Genomic DNA, 18,086 nt, shown 5'->3' on the forward strand with positions numbered 1-18,086 from the left:
AACGCGGGACCAACGGATTAAAAGTCCGCTGCTCTACCAACTGAGCTAACGACCCAAATAGGTTCAAAACAGATAAGTGGTGGGTCGTCCGCGACTCGAACGCGGGACCAACGGATTAAAAGTCCGCTGCTCTACCAACTGAGCTAACGACCCGTATCGTTTTGATGTCGCGTATTTTAGCAAGTTATTCAACTAACACAAGAGGAAATTTAAAAACATTTGCATGATTGCCTATAAAAAGCACGATTTCCTCTTGTTTAGCTAAAAAATGAACTAAAAACGGTATTTATATGCCTGAATGTTGTCAAAAATTTCAGTTGTGATATCGCAATAACTGTTTGCACCAGGCAATAAAGCGAGTAAACGCTCAGAAGTTTTGCTCGGATTAAACGCATCTTCTTTCAGTTTATTCTTCTGATATTTAAAAGTACCTGTTGTTTCGACCTTTTTTTGTACACGTAAAAACACCGGTACGGCATAAGCAGGCAAGCACTTCTTAAAGACAGACACCATTTCGGTTAAATCTGCGTCATTTAACTCTTCACCATCTGCCAGCGTGATGGCTGCCATACCAGCACGACCATTGGTATTTGGAATTTCTACACCATAAACGACAGCTTCAGCAATTTTTTCGTATTCGCATACCATGTTTTCCACTTCAGTTGTGGATACGTTTTCACCTTTCCAGCGGAAAGTGTCGCCTAGACGGTCCACAAACTGAGCATGACGGAAACCAATATCTCGAACTAAATCACCTGTGTTGAAATAAGAGTCGCCTTTTTTGAAAACATCTTTCCAAATTACAGATTTGTTCTTTTCAGGGTCTGTATAACCGTCAAATGGAGAGCGGCTAGTAATTTTTCCAACTAGTAAGCCAACTTCACCAGCTTTAACTTTTTGACACCAGCCGTTTTTGTCACGGATAGGCTCATTTTTTTCTTTATCGAACTGAACAATGGCATATGGTGTAGGAGAGAAGCCAACCGTATTGTCAAAGTTGAAAATATTGCTAAACCCAACGTTACCTTCGCTCGATGCATAAAGCTCAAGAACTTCTTTAACGCCGAAACGTTGTTTGAACTTGTCCCAAATGTTTGGGCGCATGCCGTTACCGATCATTTTGGTGACACGGTGGTTACGGTCAAGTTCGGTAACTGGAGCATCCATTAAGTAGCGGCAAAGTTCGCCAACATAACCAATTGCAGACGCATTAAATTTTTGAACGTCTTTCCAGAATGCGCTGGTCGAATATTTACGTCGAATTGCAAGTGTTGCACTTCCTGCGATGACACCACACCAGCAAACCACCACACCTGTTGCATGGTAAAGTGGTAAGGTGACGTACATAACGTCATCTGGGCCTAAGTTTAAGATGTGGCCATAAGTGCCATACGCTAATGTCCAGCGACTATGCTTGAAAATAACAGCCTTTGGTAAACCTGTTGTACCAGAGGTGTAGATATAGAACAGACCATCATTACCCGTCACAGAACGAGTAGTCGATGGGTTGAATTTTGGAAATTGATCAATTTGTTCAGCTAGATTCGCATAACCTTGAGGTGCTGTACCTGAGTTTTGACGAGTTGCTTGATCTGCGAACCAATGGAAACGGTCTTTAGGCACATTTAAGTCTTGGCGAATTTCATCAATAGCCGCTCGAACTTCTTCACCAGCAATAACGGCAATCGGTTTTACTAGATTGATGCTATGAGCGAGAACTTTACCGACTTGAGATGTATTCACAAGTGCAATGGTCACCCCAATTTTAGCTAAACCAACAATTGTTGCGATTAGCTCAGAGCGGTTTTCAATCATTACAGCAATGACGTCCCCTTTACGCGCTCCGAGGGAAAGGTAGTAATGGGAAATCTGGTTTGCCCATTCATTTAAAGCTTCATAAGAATAACTTTGATCTTCAAATAATAATGCTGTGCCTTTCGGATTCCGTTTAACAGCTTTTTCAAAAGCAATACCCAAACCTGTTGGAGTATGTGATGTTCTTAAATAAGCCTGTTTAAGACCATTTAGGATATGGGGTACTTTGGGAATGAAGCTAGGAAGTCTTGTGGCAACATCACCAAGCGTAATGATATCGGTCTGTGTTGTCTGGCTCATATCAATCCTATTTATTTTTCGATCAATCCAAAAAAGGTTGTGTGGGCAAAAAGTCCAATAGTTTTCATGGTTCACCATGCTTTTAAAACTTTTCTTCTAGTGCAATCAACCTAATTGGTTAAAAATAACAAAAAAAACCTAGTCATCGAAATGACTAGGTTTGTTTAAATTAGCTGCAATTGAGCAAATGGCTTACTCAGCTACAGGATTAGCTTTTTTTGGTGGACGGCCACGAGGACGACGAGGACGACTTGGTTTGTCCTTATCAGCTTTAGAATCTTCTGATTCACTCTCTGTCGGAGCTTCAGTTGACTCAGCAGCTTGTTCTTGAGCTGCTTTAGCTTTTGCCGCTGCTTTTGGCTGTTTCGCAATTGGAGCTTCTACTACAGCTTCAACTGGTGCTTCTTCTACGCTAGTTGCCACCTCAGTTACTTGATCAAGCTCAAGCGGTTGTTGCTTTGATTCAACAGGCGATTGTGTTTCAGCAACAGGAGCAACAACAGTTTCTTCTACTACAGGAGCAGGGGTAGCTACTTCTTCTTGAGTAGAGTGTTGTTGTTTCACTTGCTCAAATGCTTGCTCCGCAGCTAATTTTGCTAAACGGCGACGTTCACGTGGGTCATTTGCAACACGTGGAGTCGGTGCTTGCGATGGAGTAAGCGGAAGCACTGGTGCTGGTTCTGCTTCTTCAGCTGGTTTATGGCTTGGAAGTTCTGCATCACGAGTTACCGGTTTTTTCTCTTCTGTTTCAGAAGTTACTTCAACTACTAACGTACTTGCGTACTGTTCTGCAAACTTCTGCAATGCACGATTAAAGGTTGGTACTAAACCAAATTGTTCAATCAATACGGTGCAGTCTTCACCATATACATGACGAATTAAGCTACCAATTGTGTATTGTGCCAAAGTTGGAATTTGCGATGGCGCAATAGATGGAACAGCAGCTTTAGCTTGTTTAGCCTCACGTTGCTGACGACGACGCATACGAGGGTCATTGCTAGCACGTTGGATTTGTGGCTGAGCAGCTTGTTCAGTTGGCTGAGCTTCATTTTTTGCTTCAGCAACAACAGCTTTCTCTTCTACAGCAGGAGCTGGTGTTGGCTCTGGAGCAACTTCTACAGGAGCAGACTCAACATGTTCAACTTGACGTTCAGGTGTAAGCGCAACAATTTCGCTTTGACCTTGATCAACATTGATAATTAAAGCAGTGTTCATGACATCCTGCTTAGGCGCATCAATCACATCAACTTTAATTTGTTTTTCATCAACAACAACTGGTGCCGGCGTATTTTGATTTTCATTTAATACGCTTGGATCGCGGTGGCGATTTGGACGGTTTGGACGTTGTTGATTATTGCGATCACGACGTGGAACAACATTTTCAGTTTGTTGTACATCATTATTTTGATGTTGCTGATCTTGCTGTTGTTGACGTTTTTGCTGACGCTTTAACTCACGTTGCTCTTGGCGTGACAACTGAACCACTTCTTCATGAACTTGGTGTTGTTGTTCATGAGCTTGATGATGTTGTTCACGTTGCTCTTTGTGTTTACGCTTTTTGTTGTTCTGACGTTGTTGTTGAGATTTATCATCTTTTTCAACATGTTCACGAACTTCTTGTTTCACAGGTGACTGTGAAATATAAGCGTTATTTGTTTGAACTGGTGCAACTTCTGCAACAGCAGGTACGGCTACTTGACCGAACTGACCACGGCTAACAGCACCAGTATTTACCATTTGCTCAATCGCAGCAGCTGCATTTTGTGCTGAACGAGATTGATCAACAGTTTGTGCTTGTTTTTGAACAAATAAGTTTTCTAACCATGCACAAGGACTTGCCGCTTTTTGAGCTGCAGGCTGTTGTGCTACAGGTTGAGTTGCATGGCTTGTCTTTTTCTGAGCAGAACCATTTTTTGAAGCAGGAGCTGTTACATGAGCATGGCCATGATCTGCTTCTTCTAAATGCCATTCAGAAGACTCATAACCTAACTCTTTCTCACTCGAACGAGTTGCTTCAGTACGTTCATAACTAGATGGAGCAAAACCATCTGGGTTATAAGCAATTTCGTAATGTGGAGTTTCTAAGTGTGGGTGAGGTAATACAGTGACGCGAACACCAGAAGTTTGCTCTAAATACACCAGACTATGGCGCTTTTCATTAAGTAAGAAGGCTGCAATTTCAACTGGAACTTCAACTTGAACTTCACCATGACGTTCACGAAGAGCAATCTCTTCAACTTTACGCATGATTGAAAGAGAAAGCGAACGTAAGTCACGAACCATGCCTGTACCATGACAGCGAGGGCATACATAACCTGTTGCTTCTTCAAGGGATGGACGTAAGCGTTGACGGCTCATTTCCATTAAACCAAAACGAGACAACTGTCCGAACTGGATGCGGGCACGATCGCTTTGGGTTGCTTCACGCAGTTTTGCTTCAACCATACGTTGGTTGCGTTCTTTAGTCATATCGATGAAGTCGATGACAACTAAGCCGCCAATGTCACGAAGACGAAGTTGACGAGCAATTTCTTCTGCTGCTTCAAGGTTTGTGTTCAGTGCAGTTTCTTCAACATCATGTCCGCGAGTTGATTTCGCAGAGTTAATATCGATTGAAACTAAAGCTTCAGTCTGGTCAATGACGATTGAACCGCCAGAAGGAAGTTTTACTTCACGCTCGTAAGCAGTTTGAATTTGGCTTTCAATACCAAAATGAGCGAACAATGGCTCGTTTAAAGTATAAGTTTTTAATTTATCTAATTGACGTGGCATGACTGCTTTAACAAAGTTATACGCTTCGTTATAAGCTTGTTCGCTATCAATTAAGATTTCAGCAACGTCATCACGTAAGTAATCACGAATCGCACGTGTTACAACGCCAGCTTCCTGATGAACAAGCATCGGAGAAGGGCCTGAACTTGCTGTACTTTGAATTTGTGCCCAAAGGTCAAGCAAGTGTTGTAAATCGAGCTGTAATTCTTCTTGAGTACGGCCAATACCAGCGGTACGTACAATAACGCTCATACCACGAGGTACATTTAACGATGCCAAGATTTCTTTTAACTCTTCACGCACTGAACCTGAAATTTGACGGCTAATACCACCACCTTTCGGGTTGTTTGGCATAAGAACTAAATAACGGCCTGCAAGAGAAATAAAAGTAGAAAGGGCTGCACCTTTATTACCACGTTCTTCTTTTTCAACCTGAACTAAAAGCTCTGTGCCTTCAGTAATAAGTTCGCGAATGTTTGAAGTTTGACGTGGGTCTGCCTGAAAATAGCTATTCGCAATTTCACGCATAGATAAGAAGCCTTGACGACCTGCGCCGTATTCAACAAAAACAGCTTCTAATGAAGGTTCTACGCGGGTGACATGGCCTTTATAGATATTGGATTTTTTCTGTTCTCGGGTACGATTCTCTAAATCAAAATCGTAAAGACGATTACCAGTGATAAGTGCAACGCGAACTTCTTCGGCATGAGTTGCATTAATCAACATACGTTTCATGGGTGTGACACCTAATAGTGACTCACACAAACAAACCTAACAAACTTAAAGGTTCTGAACGAACATCGAACATGACGGATCATTTCCCAGATCTCAAAATACTTGTGGTCTGAGTCATCTGTTACCGGCTAAATTTAGCCTTAGCTTCGATTCTCGTCTGTGATGTAGGCAATACTGCTTCAACCTTTAAATCGGAATTCCCTTTTGCTTCACTGGCGGGTGAGCGGTGCATTGGTTAATGACTTTCACTGTCATTGGGCGCGAAGTGACTTCTTTATTGGAAGTTTGATACGGAATGCTCATCGTATCGGTGCTTTCGGCAGTTCCAATGCATCAACGCTTTAGCCTGAAGGCAACATTAAGGATCGATTTGTCTGATGTGTATCAGTTTACGTTCCATAACCAACTAGAGTTGGTAACATATTTTTTTGAACAAACTGAATTAAACGCAACAGTTTGTCATTTTGCCGATATAATAAGCCTTCGGCGTCGGCATAATTCTTTAGGACCTGTCCGAGCTGGTGATGAAAGCATCATTTTGATTGAGGTTTCAATCAGGGAAATTTCCCTTTAGATGTTCACTTACGGTGGTATCCGTGCGCTGACTATATCAAACCTTGCAGCATCTGCCTATGGGCTAAGCTTAGATTTCTTGTGAAAAAACTAAGCTAATCGGTCATTTATTAATCAAATTTCGTAAAATTTCAGGTTTAAATATTAGTATGAATTCTACACAGCAATGGCAAAGTGTCACTTGGTTTGAGGTGGATGAGCATCAAGCAGGACAACGAATCGATAATTTCCTGTTTTCACGTTTGAAGGGTGTACCAAAGAGTCGAATTTATCGTCTGATTCGTGAAGGTCAGGTTCGCGTAAATAAAAAGCGTATTAAAGCCGAGACCAAACTTGCGATTGGGGACCAGATTCGCGTTGCGCCTATTCGCTATGAACAAAAAGATGAAAATGCTGTTCCTGTAAGCGACGGTGTGGCACAAAGTTTATTAAGCCGTGTAGTTTACGAAGATGAAGGATTATTAGTTGTAAATAAGCCATCAGGTATTGCCGTACATGGTGGTAGTGGTGTGGCATATGGTTTGATTGAGGCACTACGCACGGCGACAGGTAAAAAATATTTAGAATTGATTCACCGTATTGACCGTGACACATCTGGTCTGGTCATGATTAGTAAAAAGCGTAGCACTTTAAAGTTGCTACAAGATATGTTGCGTGAACACAAAATTCGTAAGACCTATGCAGCCATTGTAAAAGGTCAGGTGAGCCTTGATAAACAACTTATTGATGCGCCTTTATTTCGTTACGAGTTACCAAATGGCGAGCGTCGTGTACGTGTATCTAAAGAAGGTAAGCCAAGTAAAACTGAATGGGTGGTTGCAGAACGCTTTAGAAATGCCACGTTAGTACACGCGTCACCTTTATCAGGCCGTACTCATCAAATTCGTGTACATGGTTTAAGTATTGGACATCCGTTGGTGGGTGATGATAAATATGGACACAACACTGCTTATGCAGGTCCTGAAGCACGCCGTTTGTGTTTACATGCCATGCGTTTAGATATTCCGGGTTATCCGACTATCGAAGCACCTTTACCAGAAGACATGACCCAGTTATTAGAGGCTTTGAGAGTAGCAAAATGAGTCTGAAAACCGAATTAGTGATTTTTGACTGGGATGGTACTTTATATAATTCTGTTGGTCAGATTGTTGCAAGTTTACAGCATGCGGCAGAGCAGCATGAGTTAACTCTGACTGATGAAGCTGCAAAAAGTATTATCGGTTTAGGTTTACCGGAAGTGATGCAAACTTTATTTCCGGAAGCGCCAGAGCTACATGAATCGATTTTAAAAGCCTATGGCGATCACTATATTGCAAACTCGACAAGTGATGCATGGTTTGATGGTATTTCTGAACTACTCCATGATTTAAAAGCCCAAGGTTTAAAACTTGCTGTAGCGACAGGTAAAAACCGCCGTGGCTTAGACCGTGTGATTGCAAAAACACAGAGTACTCATTTGTTTGATGTTACTCGCGCAGCCAATGAAACTCGTTCAAAACCAGATCCACTCATGTTACAAGAAATATTGACTGTAACTGGAGTAAGTGTCGAGCGTGCAGTCATGATTGGTGATAGTAGCTATGACCTTGAGATGGCACAGCGTTTAGGTATGCCTCGTATTGGTGTTGGCTATGGTGTGCATTCAATTGAAGTTCTACAACAGTTCCAGCCTTTAACGATTGCTAAAGATGTACCTGAGTTGTATAACTTTTTAAGAGAATACGCAAAGTTATCTAAAGCAGATGTAGCGTAATTTAGAATGATATAAGAAGGGGGAATTTATTCCCTCTTATTGTATGTCCAATAACAATAAGACGAGAAAAATGAGCCGTTCTATTCGTTTGTTAAATCTTTTACAACAACTCCGTGAATTCCGTTATCCAGTGACTGCCCAAGTCTTGGCTGAACGCATGGGAATTAGTGTTCGTAGTATTTACCGTGATATTGATAGTCTACGTGCCCAAGGTGTGAGAATCGATGCATCAGCAGGTTTAGGGTTTCAGCTTAAAGAAGACATTGTATTGCCACCAATGACGCTCAATGAAAATGAAGTTGAAGCTATTTTTTTGGCGTTGTATTGGTTGAAGAGTGTGCCTGATCAATCTTTACAATCGGCATCTACATCGATCTTAGCTAAATTAAATTCTGTTTTGCCTGAGCATCGTCAATATTTATTACAGCAAACGACTTTAAGAGCATTTAACACATGGCTACCTGTAAATGAAAAACAAGTCGAACAGATACGTTTAGCCATTCGGCAGCAAGTCAAAATTTCGATGCATTATCATGATGAACAACAGCGAAGTAGCGTTCGAACGTTGTGGCCTTTTGCCTTGGGATATTTTAATGACAAAATTGTGTTGGCTGCATGGTGTGAACTAAGACAGGACTTTCGGCATTTTAGAATGGATCGTATTCAACATTTGAGTTTAACCCAAGAGTTATATCCATCATTTAAACAGCAACTGTTCCAGCAGTGGTGGGCACAAGAATCGCAAAGGACTACTGACAAAAACTGACAAAAGATACTTGTAGACTAGAACCACGATAAACAAGGAGCCATAAAAATGAGCCTTAAACTTTATACTAACAAAGAATCGCGTGGTGTCGTTATCGACTGGCTTTTAGTCGAGCTTGGTGTTGAATGTGAGCGTATTGAGGTCGCATACCGAACTGAGATGAAATCACCAGAATATTTAAAACTTAATCCTTTTGGAAAAGTACCTGTATTGGTAGATGGCGATGTCGTTATTTATGAGTTAGGGGCAATTTGTGCATATCTAGCGGACAAGTTTAGTGACAAAGGTTTAGCACCAGCCTTGAATGATCCAAAGCGTGGTTTGTACTATCGCTGGTTATTTATGATGGCAGGCCCTTGGGAAGCAGCTGGTGTCGATAAAGCTTTAGGAATACAAGTAACTCCTGAGCAAAAAATGTTTGTGGGTTATGGTGATTACAACGATGCTTACCAAGCTTTGGTTCAAGGATTAAGTGAAGCAAATCCATATTTATGTGGTGAACAGTTCACCGCAGCAGATGTAAGTGTCGGTGCAATGCTGTTATGGCAATTAAAAATGAATGCGATTGAATCACATCCTGCTATTACCCGTTATGTTGAAACGATCAAACAACGCGAAGGCTTAAAGCAAAGCAGTATGGGCGATTTGGCGTAAAGCTATGTTGCTGAAAGTCACCCAAATGGGTGACTTTTTAATTTCAAATGACTTTAATTTGTAAGAAAGCCCGCAGCCACGTTAATACAAATCGCCAAAATGGTCGTGTTAAAGCCAAATGCGAGTACGATATGAAATAAGTTGAGCAAACGCATATGTCTGGTGGTGACTGATACATCTGCTGTTTGTGCTGAGGTACCAATAATATAACTAAAATACAAAAAGTCGGGATACGTTGGATTTTTGGTTCCCGGAAACTCTAGTCCACCATTTTCTTCATTTCTGGACAAAGCCATATAAAAATCGTGAGCATAATGTAGAGCAAAAACGGTATGCATAAAAAGCCATGCTGAAACAATGGTGAGCAAAGCTAAAGCGACATGTCCTAATTTTGCATAATGGTCAGAGGGCAGTTGAGATAGCTGTACTAAAATAGCAACCAGACACATAGAAATTGCAAGTAAAACAATGAGCATAATGACCCATTTACTTTCGTCTTGTTTTTTAGCTTGCTGTTGCATTTGTGAATGATCGGCACTTTTCATCAGTTTCCAAACATGGAGTAAATATAAACTGATGGCACCATTCCAGCTTGCCAATAAAATGGTAGACCATTTCCATGAAGTGAACCATGTCAGTAAACTCGCGGCAATAAAACCAACGAATAAAGCAATAAAGAAGTGAGGGCGGTTTTGTATACTACGTCCTAAGTGCTGTAATAGTCCTACCATTTATTCAACGCTCCTTATGCTTATAGTAAATATATTATTTTTTACTGTTTGGTTAATTTAACATTAAGTTTTATATATGCTTTATACCTTAGATTATCTTTTTTATTTTAATATTTATTGATAATCTAAAATATAAGAAAACTTGTTGCAAATTAATTAATCGATAAAAAGTATCAAATAAATTTCAATTTAATTTACTTCATACTTTAATTTAGATTTTTTAGACCATTTATTATTTAATAATAAAGATATATTTACTCGATAGTGCTTAATCTAGATTTTTGTCGAGATGGAATACTTTATTGAGTTGATCAATAAACTTTTTAACACCTACAGACTCTGTATTTTTACGATAGCTAACAAATAAATCTAAAGATGGTAATTCAACATCTAAAGGACGAACTACAGTGTTAGAAACACCTAGTGGTGCGACATAAGCTGGTAAAATCGTACAACCTAGACCTGAACCAATAGAATTAATATTGAGTAAAATACTATCGGCCTTTTGTACTATATTGAGGTCAATACCATTGGTTTTCGTAAATTCCAAAATCGTATTGTGTAGAGTGTTAGATTGTTCAGCAGCAGGAATAATAAAATCAATACCATGCAGAGCTTTTACTGGAATACGTTCGTATTTGGCGAGTGGATGATTTCTTGGTAATAAAAAAATTAAAGGTTCTGTTAAAACAAATTGGCTTTGTATTTCATCAGTTTCAGTATTTTCACGGGTAAACGTGATATCAAGCTCACCTCTTTTTAGAGCTTTGAGTTGCTCTGTATTGTTTAAACTTGATAACTCGATGGTAAGGTCAGGATGTTGTAAGCGTAGATTTGGAAGTACATATGGGAAAATTTTCATTTCTGCAATGGGGACGAAACCAATACGTAATAATTGCTGTTTCGCCTTTGAGACTTGGCGTGCCATTGCTACTGCTTTATCTGCTTGAGCAAGCGTTAAACGGGCATGCTCTAAAAATACTTCACCTTCTTCTGTTAACTCGACCTTACGTTTTGTGCGGTTTAAAAGTCGTACCCCGACATCTTCTTCTAAATCTTTAATTTGTTGACTAAGAGAGGGTTGAGCAGTATAGAGTTTGAGAGCGGCCTTACTAAAATTTAATTCTTCAGCAACAGTGATGAAATATCGAAGATGGCGTAATTCCATAAGACTAATCCAAAAAATGTCTTACTATGATTTAAGTAAAGTATAAAGCATAAAACTATATAGCGTGAAGGTGGTTTAGATATTTATAAAATAAATGAAAATTTATAAATCATTATTAATTTAATATGAAAAGTTTTTTAATTATTAATTTATAAAATATATTAATCTACCTTCACAATCAAATTTATTTTAAATTTAAGTAATAAATTTTAATTAGTTTTAGGGAAACACTTAAAGTTTTCTCATATTATGAAAAAAGAATAATTAATTCAATTTTTGAGGCTCTGATTTTTCGAACAAAAAATGTGTCTAGAGTATTTTTTTAGTAAATGTATCATGCTTATATTGCTATATTTTTTCAGTTTTTCTCATTTTATTTATGTTCAATAAAATTTGATAAATTTAAGCAACTTTAAAAATAATGGATTAACTAAGATAAAAGTAGTTCACCCCTCAGTTATAGGTTACCTATTATATACTATTGTTATGTTATACAGTAGCTTTTAATAAGAACTGTAAGTAACGAATCACAAACTCAACACATCTAAACATTTTTTTGTGGCACTTTAGATTGATGTATGTCGGCGGCGACAAAATAAAGGGATATTTATATGATAAATAAGTGTAAGTGTCATAGCTTAATTTATTTAAATCGCTAAGATAGAAAACTGAATGATTCATCCTCCTGATGCTACAACCGTAGAATAAGCCCATGAAAGACAAGCCGACATTAACTTATCAATTGCCGACTCAGTCCTGTTGGACGCATACATGGATAAAACCACCTTTTTGTCATCCTGAATTGGGCCATGAAAAAGACACACGTTTTTATAATCAGCAGCCTAGATCGCCTGCACGAGGATCGAAAGAATTATTGCGTTGGTTAGTGACTCGTGAATCTTATACATGGAACGTCGATATTCAGAATGAGTATGAGGTACGTGTTAATACGCCAATTGCTTTACCGCAGAATCGTCCTCATGCAGACTTAGATGATTGGCAAGTTTGGTTTGTAGGTCACGCCACTGTACTCATTCAAATTGGACCATATAACTTTATTACTGACCCAGTCTGGTGTGATTATGCGAGTCCACTGCATGGCCGTGGCCCGCGCCGTGTATGTCCAGCGGGATTTGCATTGGAACAGTTGCCAACCATTCATGGGGTTCTACTGAGCCATAATCATTATGACCATATGGATTTAGCAACGCTTGAATGGCTACATAAAAAATTCGCTATGCCGATTTATACAGGGCTTGGCAACGGGTTTTACTTGCCTAAAGAGTTCCATGTCATTGAAATGGATTGGTGGCAGGAAATTCCTTATCACGAGTTAAGAATTGTTTATACACCTGCTCAACACGGTTCGGGGCGGGGCTTACGTGACCAAAATAAAGCACTTTGGGGCGGCTTTTCGGTTTTAGCAAAAACAGGACATTGTTTTTTTGCTGGTGACACTGGCTATGCAGGGCACTTCAAACAGATACATGCACGTTATGGCGCACCACGTGTTGCCTTACTTCCAATCGGAGCTTATGAACCTCGTAAACTAATGAGCTATGTTCATATGAATCCTCAAGATGCAGTTCATGCACATTTAGATTTACAAGCGCATCGGTCTGTTGCGATTCACTATCGAACCTTTCAGTTAACAGATGAAGATCGGGAAGATCCAGAGCATGCGTTAGCTCAAGCGATTAAAGCATCATCAAAACTTGCTAATCCTTTTTATTGCATTCGAGAAGGGCATAAATTGACTGTCTAAAACGCTATTATTTTTATATTAAAAAAGCCAGTTCAATTTGAACTGGCTTTTTATTATTTTGACTAAAATTAAGCTAAGTCAAAACGGTCAAGGTTCATAACTTTTGTCCATGCTGCAACAAAGTCTTGAACAAATTTTTCTTTACCGTCGGCTTGAGCATAAACTTCTGCTAATGCACGTAAGATTGAGTTCGAACCAAAGACTAAATCATTACGTGTTGCAGTAAATTTGACTGCACCGGTCTTACGGTCTTTGCCTTCAAATACTTCACTTGTTGAATCAACAGGTGCCCATACATTCGACATGTCGAGTAAGTTCGTAAAGAAATCTGTGCTGAGTACACCAACTTGCTGAGTGAATACACCATGTTGTGATCCATCCCAATTGGTGCCCAGTACACGTAAACCACCAATTAATGCAGTTAATTCTGGTGCAGTCAAAGTCAGTTGTTGGGCTTTATCAATCAATAAGATTTCAGCTGGTGTGTTAATACCTTCTTTCTTCCAGTTTCTAAAGCCATCAGCAGCGCCGAGTAGTAATTGGAAAGTTTCGATATCAGTTTGACTTTGTAATGCATCAACGCGACCAGGAGCAAATGGAACGCTAACGTTAAAACCTGCCGCTTGAGCAGCTTGCTCTACACCAACGTTACCTGCAAGCACAATTAAGTCAGCCAATGACAATTGAGTTGATGCTTTGAGTTCTTCAATTTTAGTTAAAGTCTCAACTGCTTTTTTATTGACTTCCCAACCACGTTGAGGAGCTAAAGCAATGCGTGCACCGTTTGCACCACCACGTTTGTCTCCACCACGGAATGTTGATGCTGATGCCCAACCAAGAGAAACTAACTCACCAGCAGATAATCCTAACGCAGCGATTTTTGCTTTTGCATCAGCAATGCTTGCAGCAGATGGAATAGCGCTGGCAGCAGGTAATGGGTCTTGCCAAATTAAATCTTCAGCAGGGACTTCAGGACCTAAATAACGCGCTTTGGGACCCATATCGCGGTGAGTTAATTTGAACCATGCACGAGCAAAAGCATTTGCAAACGCTTGAGGGTCGTCATGGAAGCGACGAGAGATCTTTTCAAACTCAGGGTCAAAACGTAAGGTCAAATCTGTAGTCAGCATTGTTGGCTTACGTTTAACTGATGGGTCGAAAGGATCAGGAATGATTGCCTCAGCATCTGCTGCGACCCATTGAATTGCACCAGCAGGTGAACGCTCTTGTACCCACTCGTATTTGAATAGGTTTTCAAAGAAGTGATTGCTCCATTGTGTTGGAGTTTGTGACCAAATCACTTCTAAACCTGAAGTAATTGCATCTTTACCAACACCTGTACCAAAGCTATTTGACCAGCCAAAGCCCATTTGCTCGATTGGTGCTCCTTCTGGATCAGCATGAACATGATCAGCAGAGGCTGCCCCATGGGTTTTACCTAAAGTATGACCACCTGCAATCAAAGCAACAATTTCTTCATCATCCATTGCCATGTTGCCAAAAGTCGCACGAATAAACGGTGCAGCTGATCTTGGGTCACCACTGGCTTCTGGACCTTCAGGGTTTACATAAATTAGACCCATTTCGGTTGCAGCAAGGTTACTGCCTGCCAATGCTTCAGAGTTACGATGAGCTAACCATTCTTTTTCATCGCCCCAGTTTACATCGTTGTCTGGTTCCCAAACATCTTCACGACCGGCACCAAAACCAAAGGTACGGAAGCCAGAAGACTCAAGTGCAATGTTTCCGGCAAGAATAAATAAATCTGCCCATGATATTTTTTGACCGTATTTTTGTTTAACTGGCCATAATAAACGACGTGCTTTATCTAAACTTGCATTGTCAGGCCAGCTATTTAAAGGGGCAAAACGTTGTTGACCACGACCCGCACCACCACGGCCATCACCCATACGATAAGTACCGGCTGCATGCCATGCTAAACGAATAAATAAACCTGTGTAATTTCCCCAATCGGCTGGCCACCAATCTTGGGAATCGGTTAATACATTTTTGATATCGGCTTTGAGCGCGTAGTAGTCAATTTTTTTAAATTCTTCGCGGTAATTAAAATCTTTACCAAGTGGGTTAGAGCGTTCCGAGTGTTGATTGAGCAAGTCAACGCGTAATTGATTTGGCCACCAGTGCAAATTAGTCGTGCCACCACCGACTGTGACTTGCGGTTTTGAGTTATGACCTGAAAAAGGACATTTTGATTCGTTTGACATGATTATATTCTCTCTGGGTAATATTTATTTGAGCTCTTAATGGAACCGAAGGCTCATTTTCCTGGACTTCTGGGTTAAAAAAATGATGCATATCGAATAAAGAAATGAGAGAACAAGTGGTGAGATAAACCGTTTTAAAATTTTTCACTGTTATGTCAGCTCATCATTTTTACTCAACAATACATGAGTTTCCTTTGTTTATTATTCCTTCAATTTACTGCATGAAGGCTAAAAAACAAGTGGGAAAATGGTTCGACTTTTGCAAATAATGATGCATGGCATGAGCTCCTTAATCATTGAAACATCGCAATATCTTTCAATTTCGTTCTTTAAATATACTAGAATCTGATCATTTATTTTTCAAATGGATTAAATTGGCTATATTAATAGATAAAACCGATTTTAACGGTGAGGTAAAATTGTTGAGTCCGGTAAATGTGAATTTGAAAATAAAAGAGAAAATCTAAAAAATAGTTCAATAAAAAAGGAGAGTTAAAACTCTCCTTTTAAAGTATTTATACGGTTACAAGACGGTTAGATTTAACCATATCGGCTAAACCATGCGTTTTAAAGTAGTACTCGAGCCAGCTTTTTACAATAAGCGGGTTATTCATTTTCATAACATCATCAAGTAACTTTTGGGCATCTGTCATTGGTACATGACAAATTGCTTTACGCACACGTAAGATGTTGCTTGAACTCATAGAAAGGGTATTAAAGCCCATTGCCATCAGTAAGATTGCGGATAATGGGTCACCTGCCATCTCACCACAAATACTTACCGGTTTTTGGTACTTGTGACATTCCTTCACCAGTCGAGTCAAGGCACGCAAAATGGAAGGATGGAAGTGTGAATATACGCTGGCCACATGCGGGTTATTACGGTCCACTGCAAGCAAGTATTGAGTTAAATCATTTGAACCAACCGAGAAGAAATCGACAAGCTCTGCAAACTCATCAATTTGTAGTAGTACACTTGGTACCTCTACCATAATCCCGATTTTTGGTTTAGTAATTTTAACTTGCTCTTCTTCTTGCACAGCTATCCAGTCACGCTCAAGTAAATAAAGTACTTCTTCGACTTCACTGACTGTTGTCACCATTGGCAACAGAATATGCAAGTTATTTAAACCAATACTGGCTTTGAGCATTGCACGGATTTGTGCCGAGAAAATCTCTGGATGATCGAGCGTAAAACGAATACCACGCCATCCTAACGCCGAGTTTTCTTCTTCAATACTGAAGTATGGTAAGTCTTTATCGGCACCAATATCGAGAGTTCGCATCACCACTGGTTTATTGGCAAAGTGGCTCAACTGTTGACGATAGATAGCACGTTGTTCTTCTTCACCTGGGAAACGTTCCCGCAACATGAATGGAATTTCACTTCGATATAGGCCCACACCTTGCGCGCCGCGTTGTACGCCGCGAACAACATCAATCATGAGACCTGTATTTACAAAAAGTTGAACTGATACTCCATCTGGAGTAATCGCTTCTTTGGTCTCATATTGTTTGAGATCTTTTGCGATTTGCTCATCTTCTTTTTGAATTTCTTTATAGCGTTGACGTAAACGACGTGGAGGGTTTACAAAAACACGGCCCTGATACGCATCCACAATCATTTCTGCATCATCAAGCGTGTTAACAGGTAACTCAGTTACACCAACCACTGTTGGAATTCCCAATGCACGCGCCACGATCACCATATGTGAATTGGCTGCACCTTCTGAGGTTACAATGGCTGCAATATTATCTACTGGTAACTCCACGAGCGCAGCAGTACTAATTTCTTCACCAATTAAAATACTGTCTGGGCTGAGTTCACGGTGGCTTGAATCTTCTTCTTGCAAAGAAGCTAAAATACGACGTCCTAAATCTTTAAGGTCGGAAACGCGTTCGCGAAGATAGTCATCTTCCATTTGCGCAAATAGGGCAGTGTGCTTTTCAATCACACGGCGTACAGCACCTTGCGCCCAATGACCATCACGAATCAGATCTTTAATTTCTGCAGGTAATGCATTTTCATCTAGCATTCTTAAGAAAACACTAAATAAAGCGCGTTCTTCTGCCATGAGTGAATCATGCATTTTTTCGTCTAAAGAACGAATCTCTGAACGAACTGATGAGATCGCTTGATCTAGAAGACGAAGTTCATGGCTAATATCTTCTGCTTCACGGTCAGGCACTGCACCCAAATCGGCAGGTGGATATAAAATAATAGCGCGACCTAAAGCAACACCGCCTGCACCTGAAGCACCTTGGAAGGTTTTATAGGCAGGCCCATTGCTTGGCTTACGAAATACATCGATATTGCCAACCGCGTGAGCATGTGCAATTACCCCAGAAAGCTGAGCACAGAGCGTAACTAAAAAGGACTCGGCTGCTTCGCTAAAGTCTTGAGGAAGTCTATTTTGGACAACTAAAACGCCCATAACCTTACGACGGTACATGACAGGTACGCCAAGGAATGAGTTATAAATTTCTTCGCCCGTTTCAGGTAAATACAAGAAGCGCTCGTGCTTTGGTGCATTGTCAAGGTTAACAATTTCTTCACGTTGCCCAACCAGACCGACCAAGCCTTCACCTAACTGCAATGAGACATGACCAACTGATTCTGGATTTAAGCCTTTTGAGGCCATCAAGACATAACGCTGGTTGCGTTCATCGAGTAAATAAATAGAGCAAACATCCACTTTCATGGCCTCAGCAACCTGATTGACCATAATGTCTAACGATTCATGCAAACTCACGGACGCATTAATCTCTTGGACAATGCGTCTTAGAGTGTCGAGTTGCATGTTTGACATGGATGTATACTCCAGTATT

The 18,086-nt window shown here is 40.2% G+C and carries 11 protein-coding genes and 1 tRNA gene; 5 read left to right on the forward strand and 7 right to left on the reverse strand.

Annotated elements, in window-relative coordinates; translation table 11 throughout:
• Nucleotides 1-77: 77 nt before the first annotated feature.
• The 3 genes from RMA95_RS02555 to RMA95_RS02565 all read right to left on the reverse strand — a co-directional run bounded on the left by RMA95_RS02555 (nucleotide 78) and on the right by RMA95_RS02565 (nucleotide 5,622).
• Nucleotides 78-153: transfer RNA gene (locus RMA95_RS02555), tRNA-Lys, on the reverse strand.
• A gap of 120 nt (nucleotides 154-273) precedes the next feature.
• The gene (locus tag RMA95_RS02560; RefSeq protein WP_191010777.1) at nucleotides 274-2,115 is read right to left on the reverse strand and encodes a long-chain-acyl-CoA synthetase; all 1,842 of its coding nucleotides are present in this window, start codon (nucleotides 2,113-2,115) and stop codon (nucleotides 274-276) included.
• A 192-nt stretch (nucleotides 2,116-2,307) separates the two neighbouring features.
• A complete protein-coding gene (locus RMA95_RS02565; RefSeq protein ID WP_311069511.1) occupies nucleotides 2,308-5,622 on the reverse strand; it encodes an Rne/Rng family ribonuclease in 3,315 nt (1,104 codons plus the stop codon).
• Between the two features lie 722 nt (nucleotides 5,623-6,344).
• Here RMA95_RS02565 and RMA95_RS02570 point away from each other — a divergent pair.
• The 4 genes from RMA95_RS02570 (at nucleotide 6,345) to RMA95_RS02585 (ending at nucleotide 9,368) form a co-directional block, all read left to right on the forward strand.
• Complete coding sequence (locus RMA95_RS02570; RefSeq protein WP_311069512.1) at nucleotides 6,345-7,277, forward strand: RluA family pseudouridine synthase; 933 nt, start codon at nucleotides 6,345-6,347, stop codon at nucleotides 7,275-7,277.
• A complete protein-coding gene (locus RMA95_RS02575; protein WP_311069513.1) occupies nucleotides 7,274-7,948 on the forward strand; it encodes an HAD-IA family hydrolase in 675 nt (224 codons plus the stop codon). Before RMA95_RS02570 ends, RMA95_RS02575 begins: the two co-directional genes overlap by 4 nt.
• A gap of 70 nt (nucleotides 7,949-8,018) precedes the next feature.
• Nucleotides 8,019-8,714, forward strand: a complete 696-nt coding sequence (locus RMA95_RS02580; protein WP_264463736.1) for a YafY family protein — start codon at nucleotides 8,019-8,021, stop codon at nucleotides 8,712-8,714.
• 48 nt (nucleotides 8,715-8,762) lie between these two features.
• Nucleotides 8,763-9,368, forward strand: coding sequence for a glutathione S-transferase family protein (locus tag RMA95_RS02585; RefSeq protein ID WP_212511965.1), 606 nt, complete (start codon nucleotides 8,763-8,765; stop codon nucleotides 9,366-9,368).
• 53 nt (nucleotides 9,369-9,421) lie between these two features.
• Here the strand turns inward: RMA95_RS02585 and RMA95_RS02590 are convergent, their stop codons facing one another.
• The gene (locus RMA95_RS02590; RefSeq protein WP_311069514.1) at nucleotides 9,422-10,099 is read right to left on the reverse strand and encodes a DUF1345 domain-containing protein; all 678 of its coding nucleotides are present in this window, start codon (nucleotides 10,097-10,099) and stop codon (nucleotides 9,422-9,424) included.
• A 268-nt stretch (nucleotides 10,100-10,367) separates the two neighbouring features.
• Entirely contained in the window at nucleotides 10,368-11,267 is a 900-nt protein-coding gene (hcaR, locus tag RMA95_RS02595; protein WP_263612846.1) for a DNA-binding transcriptional regulator HcaR, read from the reverse strand.
• 712 nt (nucleotides 11,268-11,979) lie between these two features.
• Between hcaR and RMA95_RS02600 the strand changes: the two genes are divergently transcribed.
• On the forward strand, nucleotides 11,980-13,032 hold the full coding sequence (locus tag RMA95_RS02600; protein ID WP_263612847.1) for an MBL fold metallo-hydrolase: 1,053 nt from the start codon (nucleotides 11,980-11,982) through the stop codon (nucleotides 13,030-13,032).
• 68 nt (nucleotides 13,033-13,100) lie between these two features.
• Here the strand turns inward: RMA95_RS02600 and katG are convergent, their stop codons facing one another.
• Both katG and ptsP read right to left on the reverse strand, forming a co-directional pair.
• Nucleotides 13,101-15,257, reverse strand: coding sequence for a catalase/peroxidase HPI (gene katG, locus RMA95_RS02605; RefSeq protein WP_311069515.1), 2,157 nt, complete (start codon nucleotides 15,255-15,257; stop codon nucleotides 13,101-13,103).
• A gap of 515 nt (nucleotides 15,258-15,772) precedes the next feature.
• The gene (gene ptsP, locus RMA95_RS02610) at nucleotides 15,773-18,067 is read right to left on the reverse strand and encodes a phosphoenolpyruvate--protein phosphotransferase (protein ID WP_263612849.1); all 2,295 of its coding nucleotides are present in this window, start codon (nucleotides 18,065-18,067) and stop codon (nucleotides 15,773-15,775) included.
• Nucleotides 18,068-18,086: the final 19 nt, after the last annotated feature.

Source organism: Acinetobacter sp. V110_1, assembly GCF_031798975.1.
Classification (GTDB): domain Bacteria; phylum Pseudomonadota; class Gammaproteobacteria; order Pseudomonadales; family Moraxellaceae; genus Acinetobacter; species Acinetobacter nosocomialis_A.

What these genes read in the sequence shown, in the direction of transcription:
- RMA95_RS02560 (WP_191010777.1), bottom strand. Translation starts at nt 2,115, where the DNA reads ATGAGCCAGACAACACAGACCGATATCATTACGCTTGGTGATGTTGCC.
- RMA95_RS02565 (WP_311069511.1), bottom strand. Translation starts at nt 5,622, where the DNA reads ATGAAACGTATGTTGATTAATGCAACTCATGCCGAAGAAGTTCGCGTT.
- RMA95_RS02570 (WP_311069512.1), top strand. Translation starts at nt 6,345, where the DNA reads ATGAATTCTACACAGCAATGGCAAAGTGTCACTTGGTTTGAGGTGGAT.
- RMA95_RS02575 (WP_311069513.1), top strand. Translation starts at nt 7,274, where the DNA reads ATGAGTCTGAAAACCGAATTAGTGATTTTTGACTGGGATGGTACTTTA.
- RMA95_RS02580 (WP_264463736.1), top strand. Translation starts at nt 8,019, where the DNA reads ATGAGCCGTTCTATTCGTTTGTTAAATCTTTTACAACAACTCCGTGAA.
- RMA95_RS02585 (WP_212511965.1), top strand. Translation starts at nt 8,763, where the DNA reads ATGAGCCTTAAACTTTATACTAACAAAGAATCGCGTGGTGTCGTTATC.
- RMA95_RS02590 (WP_311069514.1), bottom strand. Translation starts at nt 10,099, where the DNA reads ATGGTAGGACTATTACAGCACTTAGGACGTAGTATACAAAACCGCCCT.
- hcaR (WP_263612846.1), bottom strand. Translation starts at nt 11,267, where the DNA reads ATGGAATTACGCCATCTTCGATATTTCATCACTGTTGCTGAAGAATTA.
- RMA95_RS02600 (WP_263612847.1), top strand. Translation starts at nt 11,980, where the DNA reads ATGAAAGACAAGCCGACATTAACTTATCAATTGCCGACTCAGTCCTGT.
- katG (WP_311069515.1), bottom strand. Translation starts at nt 15,257, where the DNA reads ATGTCAAACGAATCAAAATGTCCTTTTTCAGGTCATAACTCAAAACCG.
- ptsP (WP_263612849.1), bottom strand. Translation starts at nt 18,067, where the DNA reads ATGTCAAACATGCAACTCGACACTCTAAGACGCATTGTCCAAGAGATT.